At 60.4% G+C, this 25,793-nt stretch carries 18 protein-coding genes and 4 pseudogenes; 15 read left to right on the top strand and 7 right to left on the bottom strand.

The features are described 5' to 3' along the window. Positions 1 to 392 precede the first annotated feature (392 nt). From ACERK3_11725 to ACERK3_11695, 7 genes and pseudogenes are all read left to right on the top strand, one after another. Entirely contained in the window at positions 393 to 1,652 is a 1,260-nt protein-coding gene (locus tag ACERK3_11725) for an ROK family protein (protein ID MFA9478954.1), read from the top strand. Between the two features lie 89 nt (positions 1,653 to 1,741). After that, complete coding sequence (locus ACERK3_11720; GenBank protein MFA9478953.1) at positions 1,742 to 2,440, top strand: type II secretion system protein; 699 nt, start codon at positions 1,742 to 1,744, stop codon at positions 2,438 to 2,440. Between the two features lie 186 nt (positions 2,441 to 2,626). Further along, on the top strand, positions 2,627 to 5,962 hold the full coding sequence (locus tag ACERK3_11715) for a hypothetical protein (protein MFA9478952.1): 3,336 nt from the start codon (positions 2,627 to 2,629) through the stop codon (positions 5,960 to 5,962). 102 nt (positions 5,963 to 6,064) lie between these two features. Beyond that, positions 6,065 to 6,898, top strand: a complete 834-nt coding sequence (locus ACERK3_11710; GenBank protein ID MFA9478951.1) for a PEP-CTERM sorting domain-containing protein — start codon at positions 6,065 to 6,067, stop codon at positions 6,896 to 6,898. A gap of 109 nt (positions 6,899 to 7,007) precedes the next feature. Continuing rightward, positions 7,008 to 7,955, top strand: a complete 948-nt coding sequence (locus ACERK3_11705; protein ID MFA9478950.1) for a PHP domain-containing protein — start codon at positions 7,008 to 7,010, stop codon at positions 7,953 to 7,955. Positions 7,956 to 7,984: 29 nt separating this feature from the next. After that, on the top strand, positions 7,985 to 9,160 hold the full coding sequence (locus ACERK3_11700; protein ID MFA9478949.1) for a Gfo/Idh/MocA family protein: 1,176 nt from the start codon (positions 7,985 to 7,987) through the stop codon (positions 9,158 to 9,160). Then, a pseudogene (locus ACERK3_11695) lies at positions 9,160 to 11,252 on the top strand (efflux RND transporter permease subunit). Before ACERK3_11700 ends, ACERK3_11695 begins: the two are co-directional and overlap by 1 nt. 366 nt (positions 11,253 to 11,618) lie before the next feature. Here ACERK3_11695 and ACERK3_11690 read toward each other — a convergent pair. From ACERK3_11690 to ACERK3_11680, 3 genes are all read right to left on the bottom strand, one after another. Continuing rightward, positions 11,619 to 12,764, bottom strand: coding sequence for a hypothetical protein (locus tag ACERK3_11690; protein MFA9478948.1), 1,146 nt, complete (start codon positions 12,762 to 12,764; stop codon positions 11,619 to 11,621). A 550-nt stretch (positions 12,765 to 13,314) separates the two neighbouring features. Then, positions 13,315 to 14,079: a type II secretion system protein gene (locus ACERK3_11685; protein ID MFA9478947.1), complete on the bottom strand. Its 765-nt coding sequence runs from the start codon at positions 14,077 to 14,079 to the stop codon at positions 13,315 to 13,317. 699 nt (positions 14,080 to 14,778) lie between these two features. After that, entirely contained in the window at positions 14,779 to 15,432 is a 654-nt protein-coding gene (locus tag ACERK3_11680; GenBank protein MFA9478946.1) for a GntR family transcriptional regulator, read from the bottom strand. Positions 15,433 to 15,616: 184 nt separating this feature from the next. Between ACERK3_11680 and ACERK3_11675 the strand changes: the two genes are divergently transcribed. The 6 genes and pseudogenes from ACERK3_11675 (at position 15,617) to ACERK3_11650 (ending at position 20,846) form a co-directional block, all read left to right on the top strand. Continuing rightward, the gene (locus ACERK3_11675) at positions 15,617 to 16,639 is read left to right on the top strand and encodes a Gfo/Idh/MocA family protein (GenBank protein ID MFA9478945.1); all 1,023 of its coding nucleotides are present in this window, start codon (positions 15,617 to 15,619) and stop codon (positions 16,637 to 16,639) included. After that, entirely contained in the window at positions 16,636 to 17,412 is a 777-nt protein-coding gene (locus ACERK3_11670) for an SDR family oxidoreductase (protein ID MFA9478944.1), read from the top strand. The genes ACERK3_11675 and ACERK3_11670 overlap by 4 nt, the downstream gene beginning before the upstream one ends. A 27-nt stretch (positions 17,413 to 17,439) precedes the next feature. After that, a complete protein-coding gene (locus tag ACERK3_11665; GenBank protein MFA9478943.1) occupies positions 17,440 to 18,225 on the top strand; it encodes an SDR family NAD(P)-dependent oxidoreductase in 786 nt (261 codons plus the stop codon). Beyond that, entirely contained in the window at positions 18,219 to 19,193 is a 975-nt protein-coding gene (locus tag ACERK3_11660; protein MFA9478942.1) for a Gfo/Idh/MocA family oxidoreductase, read from the top strand. The genes ACERK3_11665 and ACERK3_11660 overlap by 7 nt, the downstream gene beginning before the upstream one ends. Then, positions 19,190 to 20,014, top strand: a complete 825-nt coding sequence (locus ACERK3_11655) for an HpcH/HpaI aldolase/citrate lyase family protein (protein ID MFA9478941.1) — start codon at positions 19,190 to 19,192, stop codon at positions 20,012 to 20,014. Before ACERK3_11660 ends, ACERK3_11655 begins: the two co-directional genes overlap by 4 nt. A gap of 193 nt (positions 20,015 to 20,207) precedes the next feature. Then, positions 20,208 to 20,846: pseudogene (locus tag ACERK3_11650) on the top strand (DDE-type integrase/transposase/recombinase). 190 nt (positions 20,847 to 21,036) lie between these two features. Here ACERK3_11650 and ACERK3_11645 read toward each other — a convergent pair. Together ACERK3_11645 and ACERK3_11640 are read right to left on the bottom strand one after the other, a co-directional pair. Beyond that, positions 21,037 to 21,852, bottom strand: a complete 816-nt coding sequence (locus tag ACERK3_11645) for a PEP-CTERM sorting domain-containing protein (protein MFA9478940.1) — start codon at positions 21,850 to 21,852, stop codon at positions 21,037 to 21,039. Between the two features lie 515 nt (positions 21,853 to 22,367). Further along, a complete protein-coding gene (locus tag ACERK3_11640; protein ID MFA9478939.1) occupies positions 22,368 to 22,745 on the bottom strand; it encodes a hypothetical protein in 378 nt (125 codons plus the stop codon). Between the two features lie 369 nt (positions 22,746 to 23,114). Here ACERK3_11640 and wecB point away from each other — a divergent pair, with 369 nt between their 5' ends. Then, entirely contained in the window at positions 23,115 to 24,284 is a 1,170-nt protein-coding gene (wecB, locus tag ACERK3_11635; protein MFA9478938.1) for a non-hydrolyzing UDP-N-acetylglucosamine 2-epimerase, read from the top strand. 40 nt (positions 24,285 to 24,324) lie between these two features. Here the strand turns inward: wecB and ACERK3_11630 are convergent, their stop codons facing one another. Next, positions 24,325 to 24,870 carry a Gfo/Idh/MocA family oxidoreductase gene (locus tag ACERK3_11630; protein ID MFA9478937.1) on the bottom strand — a complete coding sequence of 182 codons (546 nt, stop codon included), beginning with the start codon at positions 24,868 to 24,870 and terminating at the stop codon, positions 24,325 to 24,327. Positions 24,871 to 25,044: 174 nt separating this feature from the next. Further along, positions 25,045 to 25,306: pseudogene (locus ACERK3_11625) on the bottom strand (type I restriction endonuclease subunit R). 235 nt (positions 25,307 to 25,541) lie between these two features. On the opposite strand from ACERK3_11625, the pseudogene ACERK3_11620 reads away from it, so the two are divergent. Beyond that, positions 25,542 to 25,733 (top strand): annotated as a pseudogene (locus ACERK3_11620) (tyrosine-type recombinase/integrase). Positions 25,734 to 25,793: the final 60 nt, after the last annotated feature.

Raw genomic sequence — 25,793 nt, 5'->3', positions numbered from 1 at the left:
TTTCACATGGTTCACGTCAGTCTCGCATCGGTGTTCACGTCACGGCAGGCGACCAGGGCCGTGTCGAATAAACCGTTAGGAAGGGCGCGGAAGGAACTGTAATCTTCGTAAGGGAACGGGCCGAAATAGCCGCCCCCCGCAGGCCGCTCCCTTCGCGTGCGATTGCCACACAAGCCCTTCAGTGAAACCGCAGACCGGGCTCCGCGGCAGAGCCCCACGTTACACCCAGATTTCGCTGAGGAATAGTTTGTTTTTTATCGTTGACAAAACAAATGTGGCGTGGTACTCTTCTGGCAATCGTTTCTCTGCGAACGCCTCGGTTTCACCTGATTCGTTCCGAACGCCAGATGGTCGATGCATCTGCAACGGCCGGGCGCATGAAAGTCTAGTCTGTGGCAACATTTCCAGACATCATGCAGGGCCACGGCAGTCAGCAAGCCATTGCTACGTTGATCTACCGAGAGGGGCCCATCAGTCAGCCTGAACTTGGCAAACGGGTTCGCCTGTCACGGGCTGCGGTCAATAAGACCATCTCCGTGCTTCGTGACAACAGGCTGGTTCATACCGTGGGGACGCGGCGTCCGACGAGGGGGCGACCGGCCGACGTTCTGGAAGTCGATCGTTCCACGAACCTGGTTGGTGTGATGACGCTCGACCCGAGCGATTCGTCCACCAAGGCATCGCTTATGCGTATGGATGGTGTGGGCATTTGGGACCGGACGGTTCCTCACGACCGGACGATCGATAATGAATCGCTCCTGGAAGTATTCTCGTCGGCTGCGAAGGAAATGCTCGACGTCGCCACAGGGAAAGGGCTTCATTTAAGAGCAGTGACGCTCGTCCTGCCGGGCGGCATTCATCCGGTTGATGGTTCGCTTGAGACATGCGTGCATTTTCCGAATATCGCCAACCTTCCGGTTGAGCGAACGGTTCGGAAAATCACGAATTGCCATGTGTCCTCCATAGCGGATATGCAGGCATTATGTGCGGGCATTATCGCCGCGCAGGAAAAGCCGCAACGCGTCGCGATCCTGATTTGGGGTGGCGGCATTACCTGGTCGCCGGCTTCACCGGCCGAGCCTTACGGGCAGATGCTTTCGCACTGGCGTGGGTTTGGGCATATCCAGGTGGTTCGGGATGGTCGGCCGTGCTACTGCGGCGGCCGTGGCTGCATTGAAGCCGAGGTTGGGGGCTGGGCGCTGCTCAAGCAGTTGCAGGCGATGCAACCGGAGTTTGCGGATATCGATCTGCCCGGCCTTCGCGAACAGGCAAAGGCAGGCAACCCGGTTGTCCGAAAGGTGCTTGTCGAAGCTGCGGAACGTTTCGGTGAATACTTCCATTATCTGGCTCAGGCGAGCAATCCGGATGCGATCCTCATCCAGTCTGGTCTCGGCTTGCCGGAGGAAATTCTGTTGCCAGCCTTCCGGCGAGGCCTTGAGCCGTGGTTGCATCCATCGCGGCGTGGAACCACAGAGATCAGTGTGATTGACGATTTCGGGCAGGCTGCTCACCGAGGCGCGGCTTGGCTTGCGTCTGAATTGTTTTTCAATCCGAAACTGATTCGTCGGATGCGACCGGTTGGTTCAGCATCGACTAGCAAACGGACCCAATCGATTCGCTCCGGTGTTCGCGAAGAACAGCAACGTACTTAGTCAATCTATCTGCCACAAACGCCTCCAGCGTGAAACCCTATTTCAGAATGACACGGTTCAGTCGCCTCCGCTCCAGAAAGAAGTGACCTATGCCCAAAGCCCCCCGATACATTTGTAAGCATGCATTTACGCTGATCGAACTTCTCGTTGTCATTTCTATTATTGCGATATTGATTGCAATTCTGCTACCCGCCTTATCCAGTGCAAGAGACAGCGCACGCACCATCTCGTGTGCATCCAATCTCAGGCAGATTGGCCTCGCATTCATGATGTATCGCGACGATCACGATGATTATCTGCCTTGGACCTACTCGCCCGGCGGCATCGTGTGGGCGACAGGGCATCTGGGACCGTATGTGGGTCTACAGCCCCCGAGGAACACCGATGAAGCGAACGAGTATGGCCGCCAGGGGGTCTTCGAGTGCCCCGAAGACCCGACTGACTTCAACAGCATCTACAGTCAATATGATCTGCGAGCTACGTTCCAGCCTTCCTACGGCATGAATCAACGCCTTGCCGGGCGCGATGTTTCGCAACGACCCGAGACGCCCAATCACCTGCTGGTCGCGGATAGTGGCCATACATGGGAAAACGGGGGCTCCAGCTACTTGCTGCGAAACGATAGCAGCCTGTTTCACGTTTACCCCCGGCACGGTAGCCAACGTGTTGCCAATCTGCTCTGGGTCGGCGGCCATGTCACAACACGTTCAGATGTGCCGGAAATCAACGCTTCAGGGTCGCGAATCTGGAGCTATTACAACCGCAACAATGACCCCGCCTTCGACTGACGGGTAATGGCCTCGGACGTGTCAATGCCAAAAGCGACTTCAACGAAAGCGAAACAAGTGCGAATCATCGGTTTAATGTTACTTATAACGATTGTCGTCAGTGGGCAAATGCCGGCACAAGGTGACGTTTCACCCAAACCGTCACGACAGGTCGTAGGGGATGTCGCTTGGCCTGAGCAATGGACGGTGTTTCTCCCGCTTCACCGGGACGATGCCGTCGCTGAGGATCAGCTTTCCACAGTCCCCGCCGCCTTGAAAGTAAACGATCGCACCGTTGAGCCTCAGACGGTGACGCCCGGCGATGGTGATGTCTTCGATTTCGTACCGCTCTTCGGCGGGCTCGCGCCGGGTAACACCGCCTATGTCTTTCTCGAAATCGAATCAGGCTCGGCTCAGCAGGTGTCGCTCGGTATGGGGGCCGACTGGTGGATGCAGGCGTGGGTAAACGGTAAGGAAGTTGTCAATACGATTGACGAAGGCAACGAACATTGGCCGCCGTCGATCACTGACCATGTCGTCAATGCCTCGCTTCAACAAGGCACGAACGTATTGGCGATCAAGTTCATCAGTGGCAGCGGCAGTTCCCGGCTCGCTGTGGGGGGGCCGGCGCAGCTTCGCGATGCATCGCGCGATCGATACAGTGCAGTCGATCCATCAGTCCAAGGCCTGGACGCGTTCATGGAACGCCACGGCGTAAAGCCTTATGACCTGTTTTTTGAAGACGATGGCCTGCGAACGCACCGGCTGATCTTTGAGGATGTTGAGCACGGCACGCCGATCTGGATGGTCGACGATGCGCCATTCACTGAACACACCACCACTTCTTCGGTCTGGTCGGCATGGAATGCGAACGCGTCCCGCCTGTTCGTTCCCGGCCATCGGCCTACGAAGGACGGGGACGTGATGCGGGGCGGACTGGTCAACGCAGATTACTCGCGCATCCAACCCCGGCTGGACGATAGTCGACATCCGATATGGGCTCCCGATGACCCCGACGTTTACTACCTGACCTTCGGGGGCACGCAACTACGCGAAATCAACGAAGCAAAAGGCACCAGACAGACTATTGCACAATGGGATCAATCGTTTACGCGCAGTCGCATTTATGGCCTGACGAAGGACAGTCGGTATGTCTTTCTTGACACGCCGAATGGCGGAATCTGGATGCCTTACGAGCCGGGCAATGTTCCCCTTCCCGACACAGGCTTAAACCCGGGTCGGCCGGCCAGACCGCAGGCAGACGGCAACCCGAGTCATCCGCTCGATAACCATGAGTTCTGGCGGCCGCATACCTCCGTGAGCACGAATCATGAGGAATGGGGGCCGATCGTGCGGGTGCGGGTCGGCATGTTGATCGATCGGGAGACCGGCGAGATCGACCATGTCATCGCACCGCTTGAAGGCAACGAGGCCTACCTCCGCCTGTTCATGGGTCAGAACGGCCACATCAAGTTTCCCGAAGGTGAGCGGTGGGAGAAGTATCGCATCCACCGCGGGGACACCGTGGACGAGATGCAGGAGATTTACAACTACTACCCCACGAGTACGCATGGCCATCAGGACGCATCGCCCGACGGTGAATTCATTGTGCGCGATGGGATGGCGGCACGATTCTGGCGAACACGCACCGGGACACCCTTCGAGGAAGTCAAAGTCAGCTCCGACGGCGAGTACTACCATATGCACTGGTCGATCCACCCCCGTTTTTATGTCGGGTGGATTCGCGGCTGGCATTTCCGCACGTTTGATCAGACCAACAACGGCAACATTGTGTACCAGGGGTTTTCAGACGGTACATGGCAGCCGGTGTTCAATACACACCATCGTTTCAACGGCTATTACGCGGGTGGCGACTTCTCTATGCAGAGTCCCGACGCCACCAAAATCCACACAGCCTCGAGCATGACGGGGCGATTCCGCAACTATGTCGCGGTGATGGCACGCCCCCGACCGCCCGAGCAGGTTCAGTGGCAAGCCGACGAACAAGCGGTGGAGCTGACGTGGGAACCGTCGGCCTACAGCAACGAAACGCGTGGTTACCTGGTCTACCGCAGCACGCGAAGCGGCGATGAATATGTGCTTCAGACACATGAGCCCATCGAGCAGACCACATGGCGAGACGAGGATGTCGAACCGGGGCAGGATTATTATTACGTTGTCACTGCCCTGGAATACAGTGGCCTGGAGAGCGGCTTTTCAATGGAGGCGGCTCGCGCGGGCGTTGATCTGCCGGCCGATGTTGAGGATCGCCCACTGGTGGTCTATGTCGAACCGGAACACGCGGTGCGGGATTTGTATACCGACGAACGGCCCGGCCTGGCCATTGGGCGAGATGTTCGCGAGGCGTCCGATTGGTATTACCTCTATCGGCATCCCGATCGCAATATCGGCGCTGCATCGATGTCAATTGAATTGCCCGCCGCGGGTGACTACCACCTCTGGGCCCGAGTCCGAAGCAACCGTCCCGACAACGTGTGGACAAGGGTCCGTGGCCACGCTTCTCAAAACGCGGGGTGGCGGATCAAGTTGGGAGACGGCACCCACGAGGCGAGAACTGATCAGAAATCATGGACCTGGGTTCGGACTGGCCAGGCGGCCGTGACGCTATCGGCCGGTGAGGTGCAGATTACGTTCGAGACCGTGGACGCAGGCGCCGAAATCGATCTGATCGCCCTGTCTACCGATGAAGGTTTCGAACCGGAAGGTCGTCGGCCCGAGATTCAGACGCCGCCTCAATCTGTTCAAAGCCTCGAAGCCGACAATCGACGTGAACGTGTAAACGAACTTCGCTGGTCGGCCTCTGACGATCCGAGCTTTGCGCACTACCACGTTTATGCCTCGCGTGCGCCGTTCAAGAAACTGACTCAACAACATCGCATCGGCTCTCCAACGGAAGCCCGGTTTACGGACTGGGGCCTGCGAGCCGGTGTGACGTACCACTACGCTGTAACGGTGGTGGATCGATGGGGCAATGAGAGTGAACCGACATTCGCCCAGGTCTCCACGCCATCGCGTGATCACGAACCGGTACATCTTGAGTTGGCGTTCGCGGATGCGGAACGGCAAGGCCCGTTTGAAGAATCGACAGCGGGCGGATTGCGCGGCTCCGCTTACCTCGTACCCGAACGGCCACGGTCCAACCGAGTGTCGTGGCGTATCACCATACCCCACGAAGGCGAATACTTTCTTTGGCTTCGCTACCTGCATCGCGGGTCGGGCATGCGTGGTAATGAAACCGACAATGACGTGCGAGTACGACTGGGCGACGATCACATCGCCACCCTCGGTGGCCGCACCGACTTGAATGTTCCCGACCGGCTGATTGATCCAGACCACCCGATGGCGGAACAGTTCTGGACGTGGGCTGTGCCGGGCGACATGAATCTTGAGGCGGTGCGATTGCCTGCCGGGGAGCACACACTGACCCTGGACAATCTCAACGGTGAGATTCGTTACGACATGTTGCTGATCACCGATGAACCAGCGTACAGGCCCGCCGACGGCCGACTTCGGCAACGATAATGTTTTTCACAGGAGTTGCTCCGAGGAGTGGAGCCAAAGACGAGACTCGACAGAATCAGATTTCGGAACATTGTTTTGAACCCTTTTTAGGAGAGATTGATCATGCGTAGAATCCTTTCATTAATGCCCGCTGCGACGCTGCTGTTTACGATTCCACTGGCACACGGCTCCGTAGTGCTGTTTGAGGAGAACTTCGAGAGTTACGCGCCTGGCGCTACAACGCTTTCGAGTAGTTGGACATTAACCAATTTGGGCGACCGGATGACCAATTCGGTGGTTAACGCATCCGATGACGCTATCGAGGGCGACCAGTACTGGCGTTTTTCATACCCCTCCGGCCTCGATGACGGACAACCCAACAGCACGATGACGGCATCAGGCTGGCGCCAGGACGACGCTGAGGGTGTGTATGTTCTGTCGCACCGCATCTATTTTTCGAGTACGACAATAGAAAACAGTGCGCTGATGCGCCCGAGATACCTTTTGACGATCCGTGATGCAGACGATCGTGTCGCCGGGACCCTGACCCTTCGTGCTTTGTCGGATGGCAACGGCAACAAGCAGATTCGCTACGAAACGGCCAGCGGCACCACAACCATCAACGAAGGTGATACGGGATATCCTACGTTCTGGTCTACAAACGACTGGCTGATGGTGGTGATGACAGTCGATGAACTGGATAGAACGTGGTCGTTCGAACTGGCCAACGGGAACGGAACACCCATCGCAGCCATGGCTGGCCTTAGCCTTCAAAATGCCGATTTTGATCAGGCGGAAGCATTTCGTATGCAGCTCCTTGGCGTGCCTGACACTCGCGGCTTGAACACGTGGGTGGACGACATTCAGATCACCGGCCCGATCCCTGAACCAAGCAGTATGGCATTGCTCGGGTTGGGCGCCCTGGCAATGTTGCGCCGTCGTCGAATGCGCAACTGACGAAAGTTGTTTTGAATACCTTCGGTCGACGGTCGGCACGTTTCCGATCGTCGGCCATTTCACGAATGCTTGAGGAAGGTGAGCAACTTCCGTTGCTACTGCAAATGCTGTGAAAGCCTCAGCCACCAGCCTGTACGATTTGCACCTCCACACGTGGTGGAGTTTTGACGGCGAAATTGATGTGGAGTCGCACTTTCGCCGTGCTCAAGAACGGGGCGTGCGATGCCTGGCCGTCACCGAGCACAATCACATGGATTCTGTCGCCGAGGTGCTGGCCGTCGCGGAACGCTATCCGGCGATCCGCGTCATTCCATCAGCCGAACTCACGGTACGCACGTCCATCGGCGGGGTTGATCTGTTGTGTTACAACCTGCCCGTGCCCGCTACACCCGGCTTGAAAGCTTTGTTCGAGACGTATCGCGTGTGCCAGCGCGATCTGGGCGAACAGTTCTCAAAAGGCATGCAAGCTATCGGCGTCGACTTTAACGAGAAGCGACGCAGAGAAGTTCTGGAACTGTATCGTCCGTCGCAGATGATTGAACGGCAAGGCCTCACGCGCCCGAAGCGAGCAATGACATTGACGTATTTTCTCAAGCAAGGATGGGTTCAGGACGCCGACGAATTCGACAGCTTGTGTGCGCGGGCACATGAGGCCGTGTCAGGGCTCACGTTTCCTGAGGTGAATCGTGTGCGGGATGTCGTACACGAAGCCGGTGGTCTGATCGTACTTGCTCATCCGCCGCTTTACTGCAAGGACGCTGACCACGACCAACTCGACCTTCTGCGAACCGAATGTGCCTTGGACGGCATCGAATGCGCTCACCCGCGAGTCACACCCGACCTATGCAGGCGGTATCGCGCCTATTGCGTGGAATATGGCCTGTTTTCGACCGGTGGTTCTGATAGCCACACACAAACGAATGTGGACCACGCCTTCGGTCGACACGGCGGGGAAGCAGGATGGTTGGACGAACTACTTGATCGGCTGGGGGAGTCGCGTAACACCGATTCGCGCCAGCACAACTGCCCTACCGCTCCGCACGCGACACGCTCGTAATCCTTATTCGTACGAAAAGGTCTACCTAGATGCCGACAGTTGCCACTACGACATCCACGATTCGTCTCGGCGCGATCGGGATGGGACTGCGTCTCCAAGGGGTGCTTCGTCACCTGCTGAAGCAAAACTCGCGGATTCGCCTGAACTCGGTCTTCGATCCTTTTGAACCGTATGTCGAGGCTGGCGAAGAACTGGCCGGCGGAGGGGTGATCCGACGCGACGACTGGCGGGCAGTGGTAACAGACCCTGATATCGATTGGGTGATGATTGGCTCACCGAATTGTTTCCACGAGGAGCAGACGATCGCGGCACTGGAGGCGGGGAAGCATGTTTTCTGCGAAAAGCCACTCGCGATCGACCTGGATTCGTGTCTGCGCGTAGCCGACGCGGTGCGGAATGCGCCCGGGCGGTTTGTCTTTGGGCTGGTGCTGCGTTACTCGCCGCACTACCAAGCCATGCGCCACCTGCTGGCCGAAGGGAAAATCGGGAAGCTGATTTCGTTCGAGTTCAACGAGACGCTGCGCATTGGTCACGGCGGCTACATCTTCGGCAACTGGCGGCGTGACGCATCCATCGCCGGCTCGCACATTCTGGAGAAGACCTGCCACGATCTCGACCTGGCTAACTGGATGGCCGACAGCTTGCCGGTACGCGTCGCCAGTTTCGGCGGGCGGCAATACTTCGTGCCGAAGCACGCATACTTGAAAGACCTTGCCGGCACGATGCCGGACGGTCAATCGCGCTTCCAGGCCTGGCCTGACCCACATAGCGTCGACCCATTCAGCGCCGGAGCCACGATCTTTGATCATCAGGTGGTGATCCTGGAGTACGCAAACGGCGTCAAGGCCACGTTTCACACCAACTGTGCGGCCGGCCTTCCCGAACGTCGATTCTACCTCTGCGGTACCGAAGGCTCCCTACGCGGCGAGGTGTACACTGGCGACATGGTCCTGCAGCGCATCGACCAGGATCAGCCCGAGGCCTGCTCGTCAGGATCATTCGGCGGGCATGGTGGAGGAGATGAGGTCATGGCCCAACAGATGGCCGCCACCATGCTTGACGATCAGCCACCGCTTGCGGGCCTGCGTGAAGCGCTGCAATCAGCGACCGTCGCATTCGCGATCGACAAGGCGGCGGAGACGGGGGCCGTGGTCGATCTGCGCCCGATGTGGTCGCGATGCGGAATTGATCCCAACCAGCCATAACGGTAAGCATGATGTATGGCGACCTGACGTTGAACATCATCAGCCTCGGGGGGTTGGCACTCGGCGTCGGCCTGCTGCTGGATAACGCGATCGTCATGCTGGAGAACGTCTATCGGCATCGCGAGCAGCTCGGCAAGTCGCCGGAGGATGCGGCCCACGACGGCACGGCGGAGGTCAGTTCCGCCATCATCGCGGGCACGATGACCAACCTTGCCGCCGTCGTGCCGTTCCTGTTGATCACCGGATTGGCGGCGCTGATCTTCCGCGAGCTGATCCTGACAATTTCGTTCGCCATCGTCGCCACGCTCGCCGCGGCGCTGACGCTCGTACCGATGCTCGCGGCATTGCTGGGACATGTGCGGTTTGAGAGTCGCATTGATCGCACGGCACCGCTGCGCGGGTTCAACAATATGATTGGCTATCTGCGCGAACGCTACCGCCGAAGCCTGCCGCCCATTTTGCGTTGGGGTGGGCGATGGTCGCGGTGTCGGTGTTGGCGTTTATCGTCTCACTGCAACTGGGCACACAGTTGGGCAACGAATTTCTACCGCAGGTTGACGACGGCAATGTCGGGGTGAACGTCTCGCTGCCGCCGGGCACGCCGCCGCACGAAACCGACGCCGTCGCCCGGCAGGTGGAAGCGGTCATCGAAGCGCTCGACCACGTCGAAAGCTACTTCACCCTCGTCGGCGGCCACCTCGGCGGCGGCATTGTCAACGAGCGGCCCGGCACGGCCCGCTGGCGTGTACAGCTCACGCCGGCTTCGCAGCGGCCTGGCGTGACCGCCGGCCGGTGGGTCGCCCAAGTGCAGCATCAGCTTGATGCACTCGACCTGCCCGGCGCTCGCATCAGCGTCCGCCCGCCGAGCATCCCCGGCCTGCGCTTCGGCACGGGCGGAGCGGATGTGTCGATCGCCATCGTTGGTGAAGACCTGCGCACCTTGTACGGCCTCGCGCGTGAGATCAACGCCCGCCTTGACGGGATCGAGGGGCTGGAAGGCGTGGAGGTCGGCCGGGAGGATCAGAGCCCGCTGATGCGCGTGCGGGTCGATCGCGATCGTGCCGCCGACCTCGGGCTGCGCGTGTCGGAAGTTGGGCGGGCGATTCGCGATGCGGTGGATGGGGCCGTACCGACGCGCTTCCTCACCGCCAATCAGGAATACGACGTCCGCGTTCGCCTGCCGCGCGAGGCGGTCAGCGATACCGAAACCTTGGGCAACGTGCTGCTGTTCCGCGCGAATGGCGGCGCGCCGATCCTGCTGCGCGACGTGGCGACGTTCGAACTCGGTGAAGGACCGGCCCACATCGTGCGGGAAAACCAGACGCGGGCAGTGCACGTCAACGGCGACATCAACACGGATGTGGCCGACGTCGCCACCATCATGACGGCGATTGACGCGCGACTGACCGACCTTGAACTGCCCGACCAGTACAGCCTCATCTACGGCGGGCAATGGGAAACCATTCAGGAAACCAACCGCGAATTAGCCATCGTCGTCGTGCTGGCCATCTTCCTCGTGCTGGTTGTGCTGGCAGTGCAGTACGAACGGCTGAGCAACCCGCTGGTCATCATCGCCACCGCGCCGCTGGCGCTGATTGGCGTGGTCGGCATCCTCTGGCTCTCGGGCACGCCGCTGTCCGCGCCGGTGCTTATCGGCGTGATCCTATTGATCGGCATCGTGGTCAACAACGCGATCCTGCTGGTGGAATACATCGAGATCGGCCGGCGGAAGCTGGGCCTCTCGCCCGCGCGGGCCGTGGTGCGTGCCGGGGCGATCCGCCTTCGGCCGATCCTGATGACCACGAGCACGACCGTGCTTGGCATGACGCCGTTGGCGCTCGGGCTCGGCTCGGGTGCGGAGATCATGCAGCCGCTCGCTTTGTGTGTCATCGGCGGCCTGCTGGTGTCGATGCTGCTGACGCTGCTGATGATCCCGTGCCTTTACCTGATCGTGGGCACGTTTGCCGAGTGGCTGAAGGCGCCGCTGCTGACGCGATCAGGCGAGTGGGGTGAGAGCGCCCTGCCATCGTCACAGTCGGCCACAAAAAAGTCCGCCACCATTGCAATGGGCTTGAAGGAGGAGATCCAATAATCGTAGGCCGATATCTTGTGAAGCGTTGCGGTTACACCAGATCAGACGCCTCGGCTGGCATCCAGTGGGCCTCCTTGTTCAGCCACTTGACGTTACGCCGATCGGATTGATCAACGGCGTACGGACCTCGCCGTCTGCGTCGGACAGCAAATCTTCGCGGTTTCCTTGACTGCGCAAAGGCAGGCGCATATTCACTGTTTCCACCTATACCTCGCCCCGGGCATCGAACATCGCGCAGGGGTGACGGTTTCAGCGATCGGCCAAGCGAATGGTCCTGCCGCCGTCGTTGTACCACGTCAGGTTCAAGACCAAAGACCCCACGGTGCTGCGCAACAATTGAAGCCCCGAAGGTTGTGGCATAGATTTTCAGTGTCCTTCAATATTCGACAACATTCTCTGTCCAAGCTCATAAATGCGTGGAATATCGACGCCTGCTCGACGCAGTACATCAAGGCGTTTGTCGCCCATCGCTGCCATATCAATTTCCACTTGCGCCAACGCGATCTGCAATCGTTGCTTGATGAGTCCGTAGTCTTCAAGCTTGCCAATGTTCTCACTTGTAATGTGCTCGATCCACGCGTGCTGCCCCACATTGGAGTGCAGGCCCGCTTGCCGCAGACATTCAATCAGTTCCGCGGCACCGGCCATTCTCATTTGCCCCGGAGACCATGTTGCTTGTGCAAATGCCGGCAGCCCCCCCATTTTGTCACCTTCACTAAAAGCCCAGGTTGTATAGAGCAGCCCATGAACGTCGCCATCAAGTATATATTTCGCATGCATCAGGGATTCACCCCATAGCAGGTTATTTAAAGGCTCATGCCCCGATGTGCCTGCAATACTGAATCCTTCACCAATTAAAAATCGAAGCGAGCCGTCTATACTCACCTGGTACTCCGAACTCGTATAGTAGAGCCACGGCATCATGATGACGTCCCGGCTCAGATCCGAGTTCAGAACAGCCTTATAATCCATGGTACTCTTCCACCCCGGCGTCTGCCGAGGGTCGAACATATCACTCCACATCATCAGACGTGTATTCGGGCTGTGTTCACGTATCTCGCTGTCGATCTTGTTTATTTCATACACGAACGTTTCTTCATTGCTCCAATCGTTCTGCGAGCAGCATCGGCCATCATCGCCTCGCAGTACCCAGATTTCGTCCAGGCCAAGGTTGAGATACTTGCTTTCAAAACCGGTGCCTTCCATCAACCGCGTCATCCGAGCGATGCTCTCGCTTTGTATTTCGCGAGTGTATTCACTGAAGGGGCAATAGGCGCCATGCCCCTGACCTCGTACCACGCGGGTCGTGTCATAAGTGACAAGTACCGTCTCACCGTCCTGAATGCTGCCACCCTCAAGCCGGCGAATACGCCACGGCTCATTATCGAGTACGTTCGGCCGAGACCATGAAGAGACCGTGCCCTCTGGATGATGCCAGGACGTCTCCAACTCACCGTCAACCACTTCGTAGTCGACATCTTCTTCATAGATCGTGCCATTCTTACTTGCCACGATAATGGGCGTGTTCTGCCTGTCAGCGCGCCAACGTTCATGCCCGTCCCGATAGGGTTGCCATCGACGTTGTAATTCAGAAAGTTTGTTGGATTAACGCTGCCTGCGTCAAGCATGGTAGTGTCGTTCGGCGAGACGGTGTCGCCGTTGAGCCTTACCGTCATGCCGAATTCGTCCCTGTTTGCGGACGCCCGCGCATAGACTTTCGTGTCCCCAGACATATTCGCAGGCGTATGGACGGCCCATGAAACACTACCAACGTTGAATGAACCCGTCGTGCGCTGGTAGATGTTTGCCGGACCGTTCGGCATCCAACCGGAAAGACCGCTGTTGTCACGATACACAGCGCTACCACTACCGGCTATGTGCTCCGGGCCTTCCACCCAGACCCAGTGCTCCGCGCCGTCGAGCCCATCAATCCCAATCGTCGGCGCTGCTTGCACCGATGACGTCACCGCCACCCCGAACATCGCCGCGCCTGCAATTCCAGCCAACCAAGTCATGTGTTCAGACATCGTTCTCCCCCTTTCAAGGGATATTGAGCAATGAATCAAACTACAATATGCAACGAACCAATATGCAATAACACTTGTCCCGACATATCACTCACACGGCCACTTCCAGCACCCGGCTCAGCGGTTCGGCCGCCAGAGACGGTTGACACATCCGACCAGTCCTCTTCATACTGGCGTCGCGTCACGACGTGCATGTCCATGTACGCAAAGTTGGCCATGCCGCCACCCATGTGCCGATCGAATTCGATATGCCGGGCTGGATGAATCTGGTTTTGCCGAAGCACCAATGTCCAGCCGGCCTGGGTTCCCGTATGAGCGCCGTCCGTACGGTGAATCGTCTGCGACGGTTGCACCACATCGGGCTCGCGAACATATTGATAGTTCGAGTCCGACTGGTGATACCCGGCGTACCAGTTCTGCCCGTAGCTGTACGGACGCATGTCGGGCGACTGCCCCGCCGGTTCTCCAGGACACCAGAAATCCGGCAACGACGTCCATTCCGAGTGGCTGTCTTGAATCTTGCCCATCGCATGGCTCAGAAAAAAGGGCCACTGACGCGTGACGAGATTGTCGCTGCTCGGCCAGGTGCCCCTGAAATACGCCACCGGGTAGGTGAAGTTGTAATCGTTCAGGTATATCTCGGAACTCATGCCCAGGCTGCGCAGCATGGCACTGCACTCCACAAGCCGTGCGTTTGCCCGCGCGTTGTTAAGCACAGGCAGAAGCAGTGCGATCATCAGTGCAATAATGCTAATTACAACTATCAATTCGATTAACGTAAATGCACGCTTATTATTCATAGAGACGCCCTTGCTCTTGAACGAACACGCGATCAACAAACAGATTCTTCCCCAGCCACCACCAATTACGCACGCAGCAACAGGGTTTCACCAACTCGCAACCGCGGCGGCAACGACCACACAACAGAGTCCGCCACGGGGGCGTTCATCAGCAATTTGATACACTTAGAAACATGTTTCGTTACGCAAGCCACCACTGGGGGCCACTGCGGCGATGACGTCGCATGGCTTGCCTGTTGCACCTCAGTTTGACTTACGCACCTCGTCTGACACACAGGGCAAGGCTCAGCCACCAAGTGAGTCGTCTGCTACTTGAAAATATTGGTGGATCGGCGAACCCCTCACCTTGCGGGCAGTCGAAATCGTGATTCCCCGGTGTCGCCTGCCACGGCAGATTCATCTCCGCCAGGCACGAGAGGGCAAAGTCGCGGTTCTGCGGCGAGTACCAGTCCACCATCCCCCAGTACGACCACCAGGCCAGGTGCCGCATCACGGACGGCCGCGACCATGGACCTAAAACTCGGCCAAGCCAAGGCAAAATGACACCGCCGCCGACGGCGCTGCTCGTCGGGGTCATCGGAGCTGATCAGATGGAGATCTCCAAGGACGGCAATGCGCATGGGGCAGTAGAGATTAGGTTGATTCGCGGGAGATTGCCATGGATGCGGCCTGTCGTGTTCAAGGCTCGGCCGCCTGCCTTTACCTCATGCTGACGGGCACCTTGGGCAGCAGGTGTCGCCGCAACAGGTGACGGGCCCCTTGGGCATCGCCCTCGCGGAGACACCGGAGGATTTCTCGATGCTCGTCCACGCTGTGATCGCTCGGCCGCAGCGGTTGCGTCCCGACCAGCATGCGGTGAATCAACGGCAGCGGTGCCCGGCGGTACATCGCCGTCAGCCGCCGGTTGCCGGCCAGTGCCACCAGTTGCTGGTGAAACCGCCGATCCGCCTCAGTGGCACCGAGGCGATAGCCGTTGGCGAGAAACGCGTCTTGCTGATCGCACGCATCTTCCAGTTCCTTCAGCGCCTCGGGCGTATTCAGGCCGCGTGTACACAACCGGTCAATGGCCGCCGCTTCCAGCGCCAACCGAAGCTCGACGATTTCCGCCACGTCCTCGGCTGTGAGCGTGGGCACCACATAGCCCGCCGTCTCCGCCAGTTCGATCAGCCCCTCCGCCTCAAGCCGGGCAAACGCCTCCCGCACCGCACTGCGGCTCACAGCCAGCCGTTCGCTCCACGCCGGCTCGCTGAGCTTCTCACCCGCCGGCACCGCCTGCAGAATCAACGCCTCACGAATCGCCTGGTACGCAGCCTCACGCTGATTCGGTCGCTTCACCTTTCGAGCAGTTGACATGAACCCATTATAGTAACAATAATGTATACATAAATGATCTTTTTATGAGTCCGTTTTTCCGCTTCGCATCGGCGAACACATTAGAGCCCGCCATGACACTGGCCCATCGATTCAGCCTTCTCCGCGCCAGCCCGACCATCTACGTCGGCGTCACCCTCACGAAGCGCCCGCAGGAGCGTCCGTGATGAGTCGTTCACCCAAACGCATCCTCATCATCGGCGTCGGCTCCATCGGGGAACGCCACCTGCGCTGCCTACAAGCCACCGAGCAAGCGGCCGTCGGCCTGTGCGAGCCCGTACTTCCCCTGCGCGAGCGAATCGCCTCGCAATACAACGTCGAGCTGGCGTTCGACTCGCTCGATGTCGCACTTGAGCAGCCATGGGACAGCGCCGTCGTCGCCACGCCGGCCAACACGCACATCCCGATCGCCATGCGCCTGGTCGAAGCAGGCATCGCGCCGCTCATTGAAAAGCCGTTGGCCGTGGCGGAGGCTGGTGTAGCCGAGCTGGTTGAAGCGCTCGATCGGACGCAACTTGTCGCCGGCGTGGCCTACGTCTACCGCGCCCACCCCGCGTTGCAGGCGATGCGCGATGCACTTCTGGCTGGCAAGTTCGGCAAGCCGTTGCAGGTGACGGTCATCGCGGGCCAGCACTTCCCCACCTATCGCCCGACGTTCGCCGACACGTACTACAACGACCGAGCACGCGGCGGCGGCGCGACGCAGGATGCCCTCACCCACCTGGTCAATTCCGCCGAGTGGCTCGTCGGCCCGATCACACGCCTCACCGCCGACATGGCCCACCTCAAGCTGCCTGACGTCACCGTCGAAGACACGGTGCACGTGCTCGCCCGCCACGGGCAGGTGCTCGGCAGCTACAGCCTCAACCAGCACCAGGCACCCAACGAGATGACCATGACCGTGATCTGCGAAAACGGCACGGCCCGCTGGGAGCTGCATCGCCACGCCTGGCGGTGGATGGCCACGCCCGATTCGCCGTGGGAGGAACAGGTGATCGATTTCAAAAGCCGGGACGACTGGTTCACCGCGCAGGAGCGTGCATGGCTGGACGTGCTCGCTGGCGAAGCCGAGCCGTTGTGCACGGTACGCGAGGCGTGGCAGACGTTGCGTGCGACGCGCGCCATGCTCTCGGCAGCCGAGCGCGACGATGCCTGGCAGACGCTGACGACCGAGGAGACCTTGGCATGACGGTACTGGATTCATTCAAACTGGATGGCAAGGTGGCGCTGGTCACCGGCGGGGCCGGGCTGTTCGGCCGACAGATCGTCATCGCGCTGGCCGAGGCGGGGGCGAAGACGTATGTCGCCAGCCGCAACCTCGAGGCGCTCGAAGCGCAGGCCGAGGCGCTGCGAGGCGAGGGCCTCGACGTCACCGCGATGCAACTGGACCAGGCCGACGAAGCCTCCGTCAATGCCCTGCGCGATCGGCTGATCAGCGACGCCGGCCACGTCGACGTACTCGTGAACAACGCCGTCGCCCGCCCGATGAAAAGCTGGAGCGACGGCGGCGAAGCGTTCGCGAAAAGCATGGCCATCAACGCCACAGGCCTGTACCTGATGACCCGGGCCTTCGGCGACGCCATGGCCGAGCGCGGCCGCGGCAGCATCATCAACATCGGCTCGATCCAGGGCATGGTCGGCGCGGACTTCTCGCTCTATGAAGGCCTGGGCATGGACGCCCCGCCCGACTACTACTTCCACAAGGGCGGCCTCGTTCAGCTCACCCGCTACACCGCCGCCCGCCTCGGCCCCAAGGGCGTGCGCGTCAACTGCCTCAGCCCCGGCGGCTTCTTCAACAACCAGAACCCAACCTTTGTGGAGCGCTACAACCAGCGAACGTTCCTCAACCGCATGGCCAACGACGATGATCTCAAAGGCGCAATCGTCTTCCTCGCCTCCGACGCCTCCGCCTACATCACCGGCACGAACCTACCCATTGACGCCGGCTACACCGCCAAGTAACCCATGCCTTCCTCTGGTGAACAACCCATGCCCAAGCTCTTTGATCTTGCGGGTAAAGTCGCCCTCGTCGCCGGCGGCGGCGGCTATCTGGGGCGACCCATCTGCGAAACGTTCGCGGCCCATGGCGCAACCGTCGTCGTCGCCGACCTTCGCCGCCACGCCGCCGAGGCCGTCGCACGTGCCATCACTCAAAACGGCGGCAAGGCGCACGCCGTGGTGATCGACACCGGTGACGAGCAGAGCATCAACGACGTCGTCAACGCCGTGCATCGCGAACACGGCCAGCTTGACGTGCTCGTCAACACCAGTGTCTATTGCACCGGCAAAAGCCACGCCAAGGGCACCGTCGACGACTGGCAGCGATGCCTCCAGGTCACGCTCACCGGCGCCTTCCTCCTCGCTCGTGCCGCCAGCCGCATCATGCTCCCCCAGGCCCGCGGCAGCATCATCCACTTCAGCAGCATGTACGGCCTGGTCAGCCCCGACCCGCGCAACTACGCCGACGAAGACAGCGTCAACCCGCCCGACTACGGCGCTGCCAAGGCTGGCGTGCTCCAACTCACCCGCTACCAGGCCGTGCAATGGGGGGCGCACGGCGTGCGCGTCAACGCCATCGTCCCCGGCCCGTTCCCCAACCCCACGATCCAACAGCATGACCCGGCCTTCGTCGACCGGCTCAGCCAGCGCGTGCCCCTGAATCGCATCGGTCAGGCGAACGAAATCGCCGGCCCGACCCTGTTCCTCGCATCCGACGCGTCAAGCTATGTCAATGGCGCCTCCCTCATCGTCGACGGAGGTTGGACCGCATGGTGAATCACACCCCCCTTGTTGCCGACCCGCACAACATCCGCCTGGCCATGCTCGGTATGGTCGAAGGTAACGGCCATCCCTATAGCTGGTCCGCCATCGTCAACGGCCGCTACGACGCCGACGTCATGGCCAAGTGCGGCTATCCCGTCATCGCCCAATATCTCGGCGCCCAACCAAAAGAAAACCTCGGCATCCCCGGTGCCCAGGTCACGCACGTCTGGTGCGATCAGCGAACCGACGCCGAGCAGGTCGCCCGCGCCGCATACATCGACCACATCGTCGACAAGCCCGAAGACGTCATCGGCCACGTCGACGCTGTCATCATCGCCACCGACGTCGGCCACGAACACCTCGACCGCGCCAGGCCCTTCATCGAAGCCGACCTGCCCGTGTTCATCGACAAACCACTGACCGATCGCGAAGACCACCTCCGCCAGTTCCACGCCTGGTGGCAGCAGGGCAAGGCCATCCTCTCCACCAGTTGCATGCGCTACGCAACCGAGTTTGCGCAACTGCGCGAACAACTGCCCGCCACCGGCACGCCGCGCCTCATCTTCGCCACCATGCTCAAGGACTGGGAACGCTACGGCATCCACGGCCTCGAATCCATCTATGGCCTGCTGCCGCCCGGCGGCTGGCAACGCGTCGTCAACACCGGCACGCCCGAACTCAACATCGTCCACCTCACCCACGAAGCAGGCGTCGACATCGTGCTCGCCGTCGGCCACGACCTCGTCGGCGGCTACGGCCACGTCAGTGTCATCGGCTCCAAGGCCACCGTACGGGCCGAGTTCCGCGACACCTTCGCCGCGTTCAAAGCTCAGCTTGTCGCGTTCGTCGACTATCTGCGTTGCGGTGTTTCCCCCGTGCCGCAGACGGAAACGATCGAGCAGATGAAGATTATCATTGCCGGTATTCGCAGCCGTGAGCAGCACGGCAAGCCGATCTACCTTTCGGAGATTCAGCCATGACCACCCCTGTCCCACCGCTGCGTCCGAGTCGTGTGCTCGCCAAACTTCGTGCCGGCGAAGTGGTCAGCTGCACCAAGCTCAACCTCTCCGACCCGCGCGTGGTGGAGATCGCCGCGCTGGCCGGCCTCGACTGCGTCTGGCTCGACCTCGAGCACGTGGCCAACAACATCCGCGACATCGAAAACGCCGTCCGGGCCGCCAAGGCTTACAACTGCGACGCGCTCGTCCGCGTACCGCGCGGCAGCTACAGCGATCTGGTTCGCCCCTTGGAAGTCGACGCCGCCGGCATCATGGTCCCGCACGTGATGAACGGTGACGATGCCCGCCAAATCATCCACCAGACCCGCTTTCACCCGCTCGGCCTGCGCCCGCTCGACGGCGGCAACACCGACGGCGCGTACTGCACCGAACCGCTGCAGGACTACATCCGCCACGCCAACGAGCAGCGCTTCGTCATCCTCCAGATCGAAGACCCCGAAGCGGTGAACGAACTCGACGCGATCGCCTCCGTGCCCGGCGTCGACATGATCTTCTTCGGCCCCGGCGACTACAGCCACGCCCTCGGCATCCCGGGCCAGATGGACGACCCGCGCATTGACCAGGCACGGCAAGCCGTCGCCCGCGCCGCGCAAAAGCACAACATCTTTGCCGGCACAGTCACGGGCGCCGCCGGCATCGACCGCTGCGTGCAGATGGGCTACCGCTTTCTGAGTGTCGGGGCCGACGTGGTCGCGCTGAGCAGCGCCTTCCGCGAAACCGCCGCAGCATTCACCGGCGTTCAGGCCAAGGGAACGGACAGCCTCTATTCCGCGAACACCTGATCCCTGCCGGCAGGCGCTGCTCAAGCAGCACCGGCCGTCTGCCGCGCATCTGAGCAGACTTTGGCCAAAAGTTTACGAGTGAACACACTGATTCAGGCAAATGCGTTTCCGCAAGCCGACGCCGAGCGCCACGCCATCCGGCCGATACTTGGGCGGCATCCAGCGGCGGTCGGCCTGCCGGAGGGCTCGCTGCATCGGCCGGTTCCCCGCTGTCGATGGCGGCAAGCCGCCGCGTAAGAAGTTCAAGAAGGATTCGATCGGCTACTTCCACCTCGACATCGCCGAGGTGCGCACCGCCGAAGGCAAGCTGTCCCTGTTTGTCGTCATCGACCGCACCAGCAAGATCGCCTTCGCACGCCTGGAAGCCAAAGCGAACCGCAACACGTCCACCGACTTCCTCAACCAGCTCGTCGCAGCGATCCCCTACCGCATTCACACGATCCTCACCGACTAGGGGATCCCGTTCGCCGACCTGCCCAAGAACCGCCGCGGCTGCACTGCTCGCTTGCGAACGCACATGTTCGACCTCGCCTGCCGTCGCCACGGCATTGAGCACCGCCTGGCCAAGCCCTACCCCCCTTGGACCAACGAACAGGTCGAGCGGATGAACCGCACGATCAAGGAGGCCACCGTCAGACGCTTCCACGACGACGACCATCAGCAGCTGCGCAACCACTTGGCCACCTTCCTCATGGCCTACTACTTCGCCAAGCGTCTCAAGACGCTTCGTGGCCTAACCCCGCACGCGTTCGCCTGCTCCCGCTGGCAGCATGAACCCGAACGCTTGATCCGCAACCCGACGCACCACGATACTGCGGGACGGTACACCTAGCCGAAGGTCAGCATGAATGTCGGTCTTGTTGAAAGTCAGCCAGAATCTCAAGTCGCAAATCGGAGCCCGCTCTGCCAAATTCACCGTCCCGCGCTCACATCTTGACCTGATCTGGCTGTGGATGAATACGCATGCAGTGACCTGAAAAGCACGGCAGGGCCGGTGAGCCCCCCCGTGGGAGGTGTTTCGTTCAGCGACGACGGCGCAACATCATCATGCCCCCGATTCCAAGGAGCGTGAGGCTGGTCGGCTCGGGGATGAAGTTGTAGGTGGTGCTCATCACGCCACCGTCAAAACTGACGCTAAGGTAGTCTACGTACGAGTCGACGTCTGCATTGCCTGAGCCGACGCCGAGTTGAATGTCAACGATCGTCGCGCCGGTCAGCAACGTTCCCCACTCCTCGTCGTCCATCCATTCCGCCAGCGTGAGGCTGTTGTGCGGCGCGTTGACGGTCGTGAGCGTCGTGCGATCAAACATCCACCACGTGCCGGTTTCAGCATCCAGCGTCTGGGTGATCCACTGGCCGGTGGGCGGATTGCCACCGCTTGGATTGTCATAGGGCTCGTAAATCAGGACCTTGTCCCAATCGTTTTCGCCGATGCGCGAGGAGGATCCGGTTGTGCCGAAATCAGCGGTCTGAAGGCCGATCTTGAACCCCGGAGCCGCTGCGCCGGACGGGCTGTCTTTGTACCAGCGATACTCGGCCGTCAACCCGGCCAGGCCGCCGAGACCATTCGTGTCGACCAACGCGAGTGTGGCCTTGTCCGAGGTAGCCGGCGCGATGAGATTGAGCGCGCCTCCGTCGGCGCCGGCCGGTCCCTGCACGAACTGAATGCGCGAATCGATCTGCGCCTGTGTCGTGGCGTTAGCACCCTCCACCCGCGTATCGGTGGACTCCCAGCCGGCCATACCGAAGTCACTCACATTGGTCACAGCCGTGGCGGTTTGGCCGAAGCCGACTCCGGTCACCAGCATCGTCGCGATCGTCATTGATACCTTCTTCATATCGATCCATCCTCTCACCATTGCGTTAGCAAGCACCATGCTGCAGGCGCTCGCTCAGGAATAAACGTCACCCGCAACGTGCGGATGCGTGCAGGTTGACAACACATCGAAATGCCAAGCGCGGCATGACTGCGACGGTCCGCATTTCGCCGTTGACGATTGTTCGTTTTGTCGTGGCCCCCAGCGGAAATTCAACCGCGTCGCCGGCAACCCCAGTTCACCTTCGCGTCTCTTCGAACTAAAGCGACGATCGTGAACAGCCACATTAACGTCCGGACAGAACTGTTCAAGCTTCAAAACAACAATCACTGTAAATTTTCGAGATCGCTGGCTGGCTGCTGCAACGATGATGTAAAAATAGATAAGCGGGACAAAAGGGGGTTGGCCTGAAGGCCGATCTTGAGCCCCGCAGGCGCGGGCCAGGACTGACTCGCTTCGGCGGTTCGGAGCAGCAGCGTTTCGATGTCGGACGTGCGACGGGCCGGCGACACGCCGAACAGCGCACCCAGTTTTGCCTAGTGCTTCATTGCAGTTGAAGCACTAATCGGACTCATTAACGGAAATGTTGCCGGCGGATACAACGCGATCAGGTGCGATCGCAACCAAGTTCGGCGAGGCGCTTGTGGCGCTTCATCCACCACACGCTTTAACGCCGCGTAGTCGTAAGGATTCGCTCCTTGCACCCACGCTCGAGCCGCCGTGTAGAAATGAACAAAGTCCCCGACCGGCACAGGATTCATCAATGGTCCACGAACGAGGAGCAACGTACTGAAAAAGAGCAATGCGACGATCGCCACAACACGGTAGCTTCTACACAATCGCATCCCACCAACAGATGCCGCCGCCTTACCGGACTCGACACCGGGTTGCTTCGAATCACCGTCACTGATCATCCTGATATTCCAACCAGAAAGAAGCTCAATTCGCATCCAGAAGTGAATGCCATGATAGCATGCCTTGAATCACGATCCCTGCACCGTAGTCTGATGTTTGTGCAAAAAAACAGAACTGCCGATGGTGTTGTCCAGGCAACCTGCAATAGGCAAGCTGCTGCCGAGATGTAGGTGACAACCTAAATGGCAACCACAAATACACCGCGTTGAAGCATCCGGCAATTACCGCGTACAATCACGGCCGATCAACATTCACCAACAGGCCTCGGAGGTGGTCTCGGGGTATAAATTGATCTCTTGCACCAGCAGATACGTGCGGCGTCCTGCAGACCTGACCTCCGGCTCGCCGCCAACCTCCACAAGGCTTGTATGAAAAAGATCGCAGTATTCGTAGGCACACGCCCGGAAGGCATCAAAATGGCGCCGGTGATCGCCGCCCTGCGGCAGGCGCCCGACCTGGAGCCGATCGTCGTCTCCACCGGCCAGCATCGCGAGATGCTTCAGCAGGTGGTCGACCTGTTTCAGATCACGGTGGATCACGACCTCGCGGTCATGCAGCCGAACCAGACGCTCGCGTCGCTGACCGCCCGGCTGATGACGCGCATCGACGAGTTGCTGGATCGCATCGAGCCGGACATGGCGCTCGTGCAGGGCGACACGACGACCGTGCTCGTCGCATCACTGGCCTGCTTCTACCGGCGCATCCCGATCGGGCATGTTGAGGCAGGCCTGCGCACAGGCAACATCTGGTCGCCGTTTCCCGAGGAGGTCAACCGTCGGCTGGCCAGCCCGCTGGTCACGCTGCACTTCCCCCCGACGGAGTTTGGCCGGGCGAACCTGCTGAAGGAAGGCGTCGCAGATAAGCAGATCCGCGTCACCGGCAACACGGTGATCGACGCCCTGCAAATGGAAGTGCAACGTCAGCAAGACCCGCAAATCAAGGCAAAGATCGACCAGGCCCTCGCCGAGGAAGTCGGCCGGGACTGGGATCAGGTGCCCTACGTGCTGGTCACCGGCCACCGCCGCGAAAACTTCGGCCAAGGTTTCGAGCAGATCTGCGATGCGCTGGCCGATCTGGCAGACCGCTTCCCGGACCACCGCTTCATCTACCCCGTGCATCTGAACCCGCAGGTGCAGGCGCCGGTGCAGGCTCGGCTAGGCGATCGCCGGAACATCAAACTCATCACGCCACGCGACTACCGCACGTTCGTCGCGCTGATGAGTCGATGTCGTCTGGTGCTGACCGACTCCGGCGGCGTGCAGGAAGAAGCCCCAGGGCTTGGCAAGCCGGTGCTGGTGATGCGCGACACGACCGAGCGCCCAGAGGGCGTGGAGGCGGGAACGGTGCAACTGGTCGGCGCGGATCGGGCGCGGATCGTCGAAGCGGCAAGCGAACTGCTGACGGATCGCGCGAGCTATGACGCGATGGCCGAGGCGGTCAATCCCTACGGCGACGGCCAGGCGGCCGAGCGCATCCTGGACCGCATCCGCGAGCACTTCGCCGAGCTGGTAGCCGGCGCGAGCAACGCGTCGCCGTGATGAGATCAAGCCGTTGCTGTTCGTGTGGAAGAATTCAGATTCAATGCGCGTTTCCACGATGAGCAACGGCAGGTACATCATAGGGCTGACTTCCCGCCCGCAATGATTGCGTGGCCATCACGCCGGTCGCAACGCTCATCCGAGCATCCAGCGGACTCGCCCCGTGAGTATGGCCCGTTTTCAAAAACCGCAGAAAGTCTGCCACGACCTCTGGGTCCGCACCGCCGTGTGTGCCGGGCGTGGATGGAATGCGGATCGTTTCATGCTGGTCACCCCGGTTGGTCCACAGGTGGACCTCGGCTTGATGACTGTCAGTGGAGTAGTCACCCTGATTTTCGATTCGACCTTCGGTGCCGATGATCGTGTAGTTGCGATGGCTGTCGGGCGTATAGTGACATTGCTGATAGCTGGCCTGTACGCCGTTGTCCAGTTGCATGAGAATCATGCTGTGGTGCTCGACGTCAATAACCGGGCTCAGGTTGGTCTGCGCCAGTGGCGGCCAATTGGCTTTGTCGAAGACGACGGAAACTTTTTCGTCTGATGCCCGTCGGTTCTTCACCTGGTTGTAGACGCTAAGTTTTCCCATACCGACCGTGCGGCGCGTATGGCCAGCAGACGGCACCGACGCGAATCTCGTTTACGCAGATTCCGATGCCGGACGAGTTCGAAGTGTAGCGGGTGCCGATCGGCGTGGGCGACAGGTGCGGGTTCAGAGCCCTCCACCCCGTCCCGGCCGAATGGTTGATGCCGGGCACAGATGCCATAGATCCGCCGGCGTCGGAAAGCCGTCGAAGTTGCGTTCGGTGCTCAAGGTGAAGTCAAACTCGACGATGCCCCGGCCGTTTGTGGCGTAGGCGTACTTCAGGCCCAGAACTTCGGCATACGCCTTTGGCCTGTCCCAGTCCGGCGCCGGCCGTCTTGTAGTCGGGCTGAGCCTCGACGACGGCCAAGGGAAAATCGCGGGTGTAGCGGAGAAGATAATCGGCCCGTTTCCGCTTGCCACGACGGACCGTGTTGCCGGTAACGCCGCTCCCACTACTGTCCCGGCACGATCGGATATTGGGCGTCGTGCTACCAAGCACACTTGCCCAGCCGGGCCAGCCTGTTCGGGAGTTCACGTGCGCTCGGTACCACGGTTGGCCGCCGGCTTCCATCCCACACGGCCTCGCGTCGAAGATGCAGATTGTCGTGTAATCGTCAGTCTTCATCACGTGCAGTTGCCTTTAGCTCGCGGTTGCCTCTGACAGGCCCCGCAGGGGACTCAGCGCCAGCCAGGCGACGCGGATTGTCCGAAGGGCGGCGGAACGGACGGGTATCCCTCAAGGAGTGAGCGCCCACTGGCTGCGTCACGCGCATGCCAGCCATGCACTCGACCGTCAGGCACCCATCCACCTGGTGCAGCAGACACTGGGGCATGCCTCAGTGGCGACGACGGGGCGCTACCTCCACGCCCGCCCGGGGGGATCGTCCTCCAGTTATCTACCGCTGTGAAGCCGGTGTGACGACTGG

It is taken from the genome of Phycisphaerales bacterium AB-hyl4 (assembly GCA_041821185.1).
Taxonomy (GTDB): Bacteria; Planctomycetota; Phycisphaerae; order Phycisphaerales; family Phycisphaeraceae; genus Natronomicrosphaera; species Natronomicrosphaera hydrolytica.
This window is presented reverse-complemented; position numbering and strand designations above follow the sequence as displayed.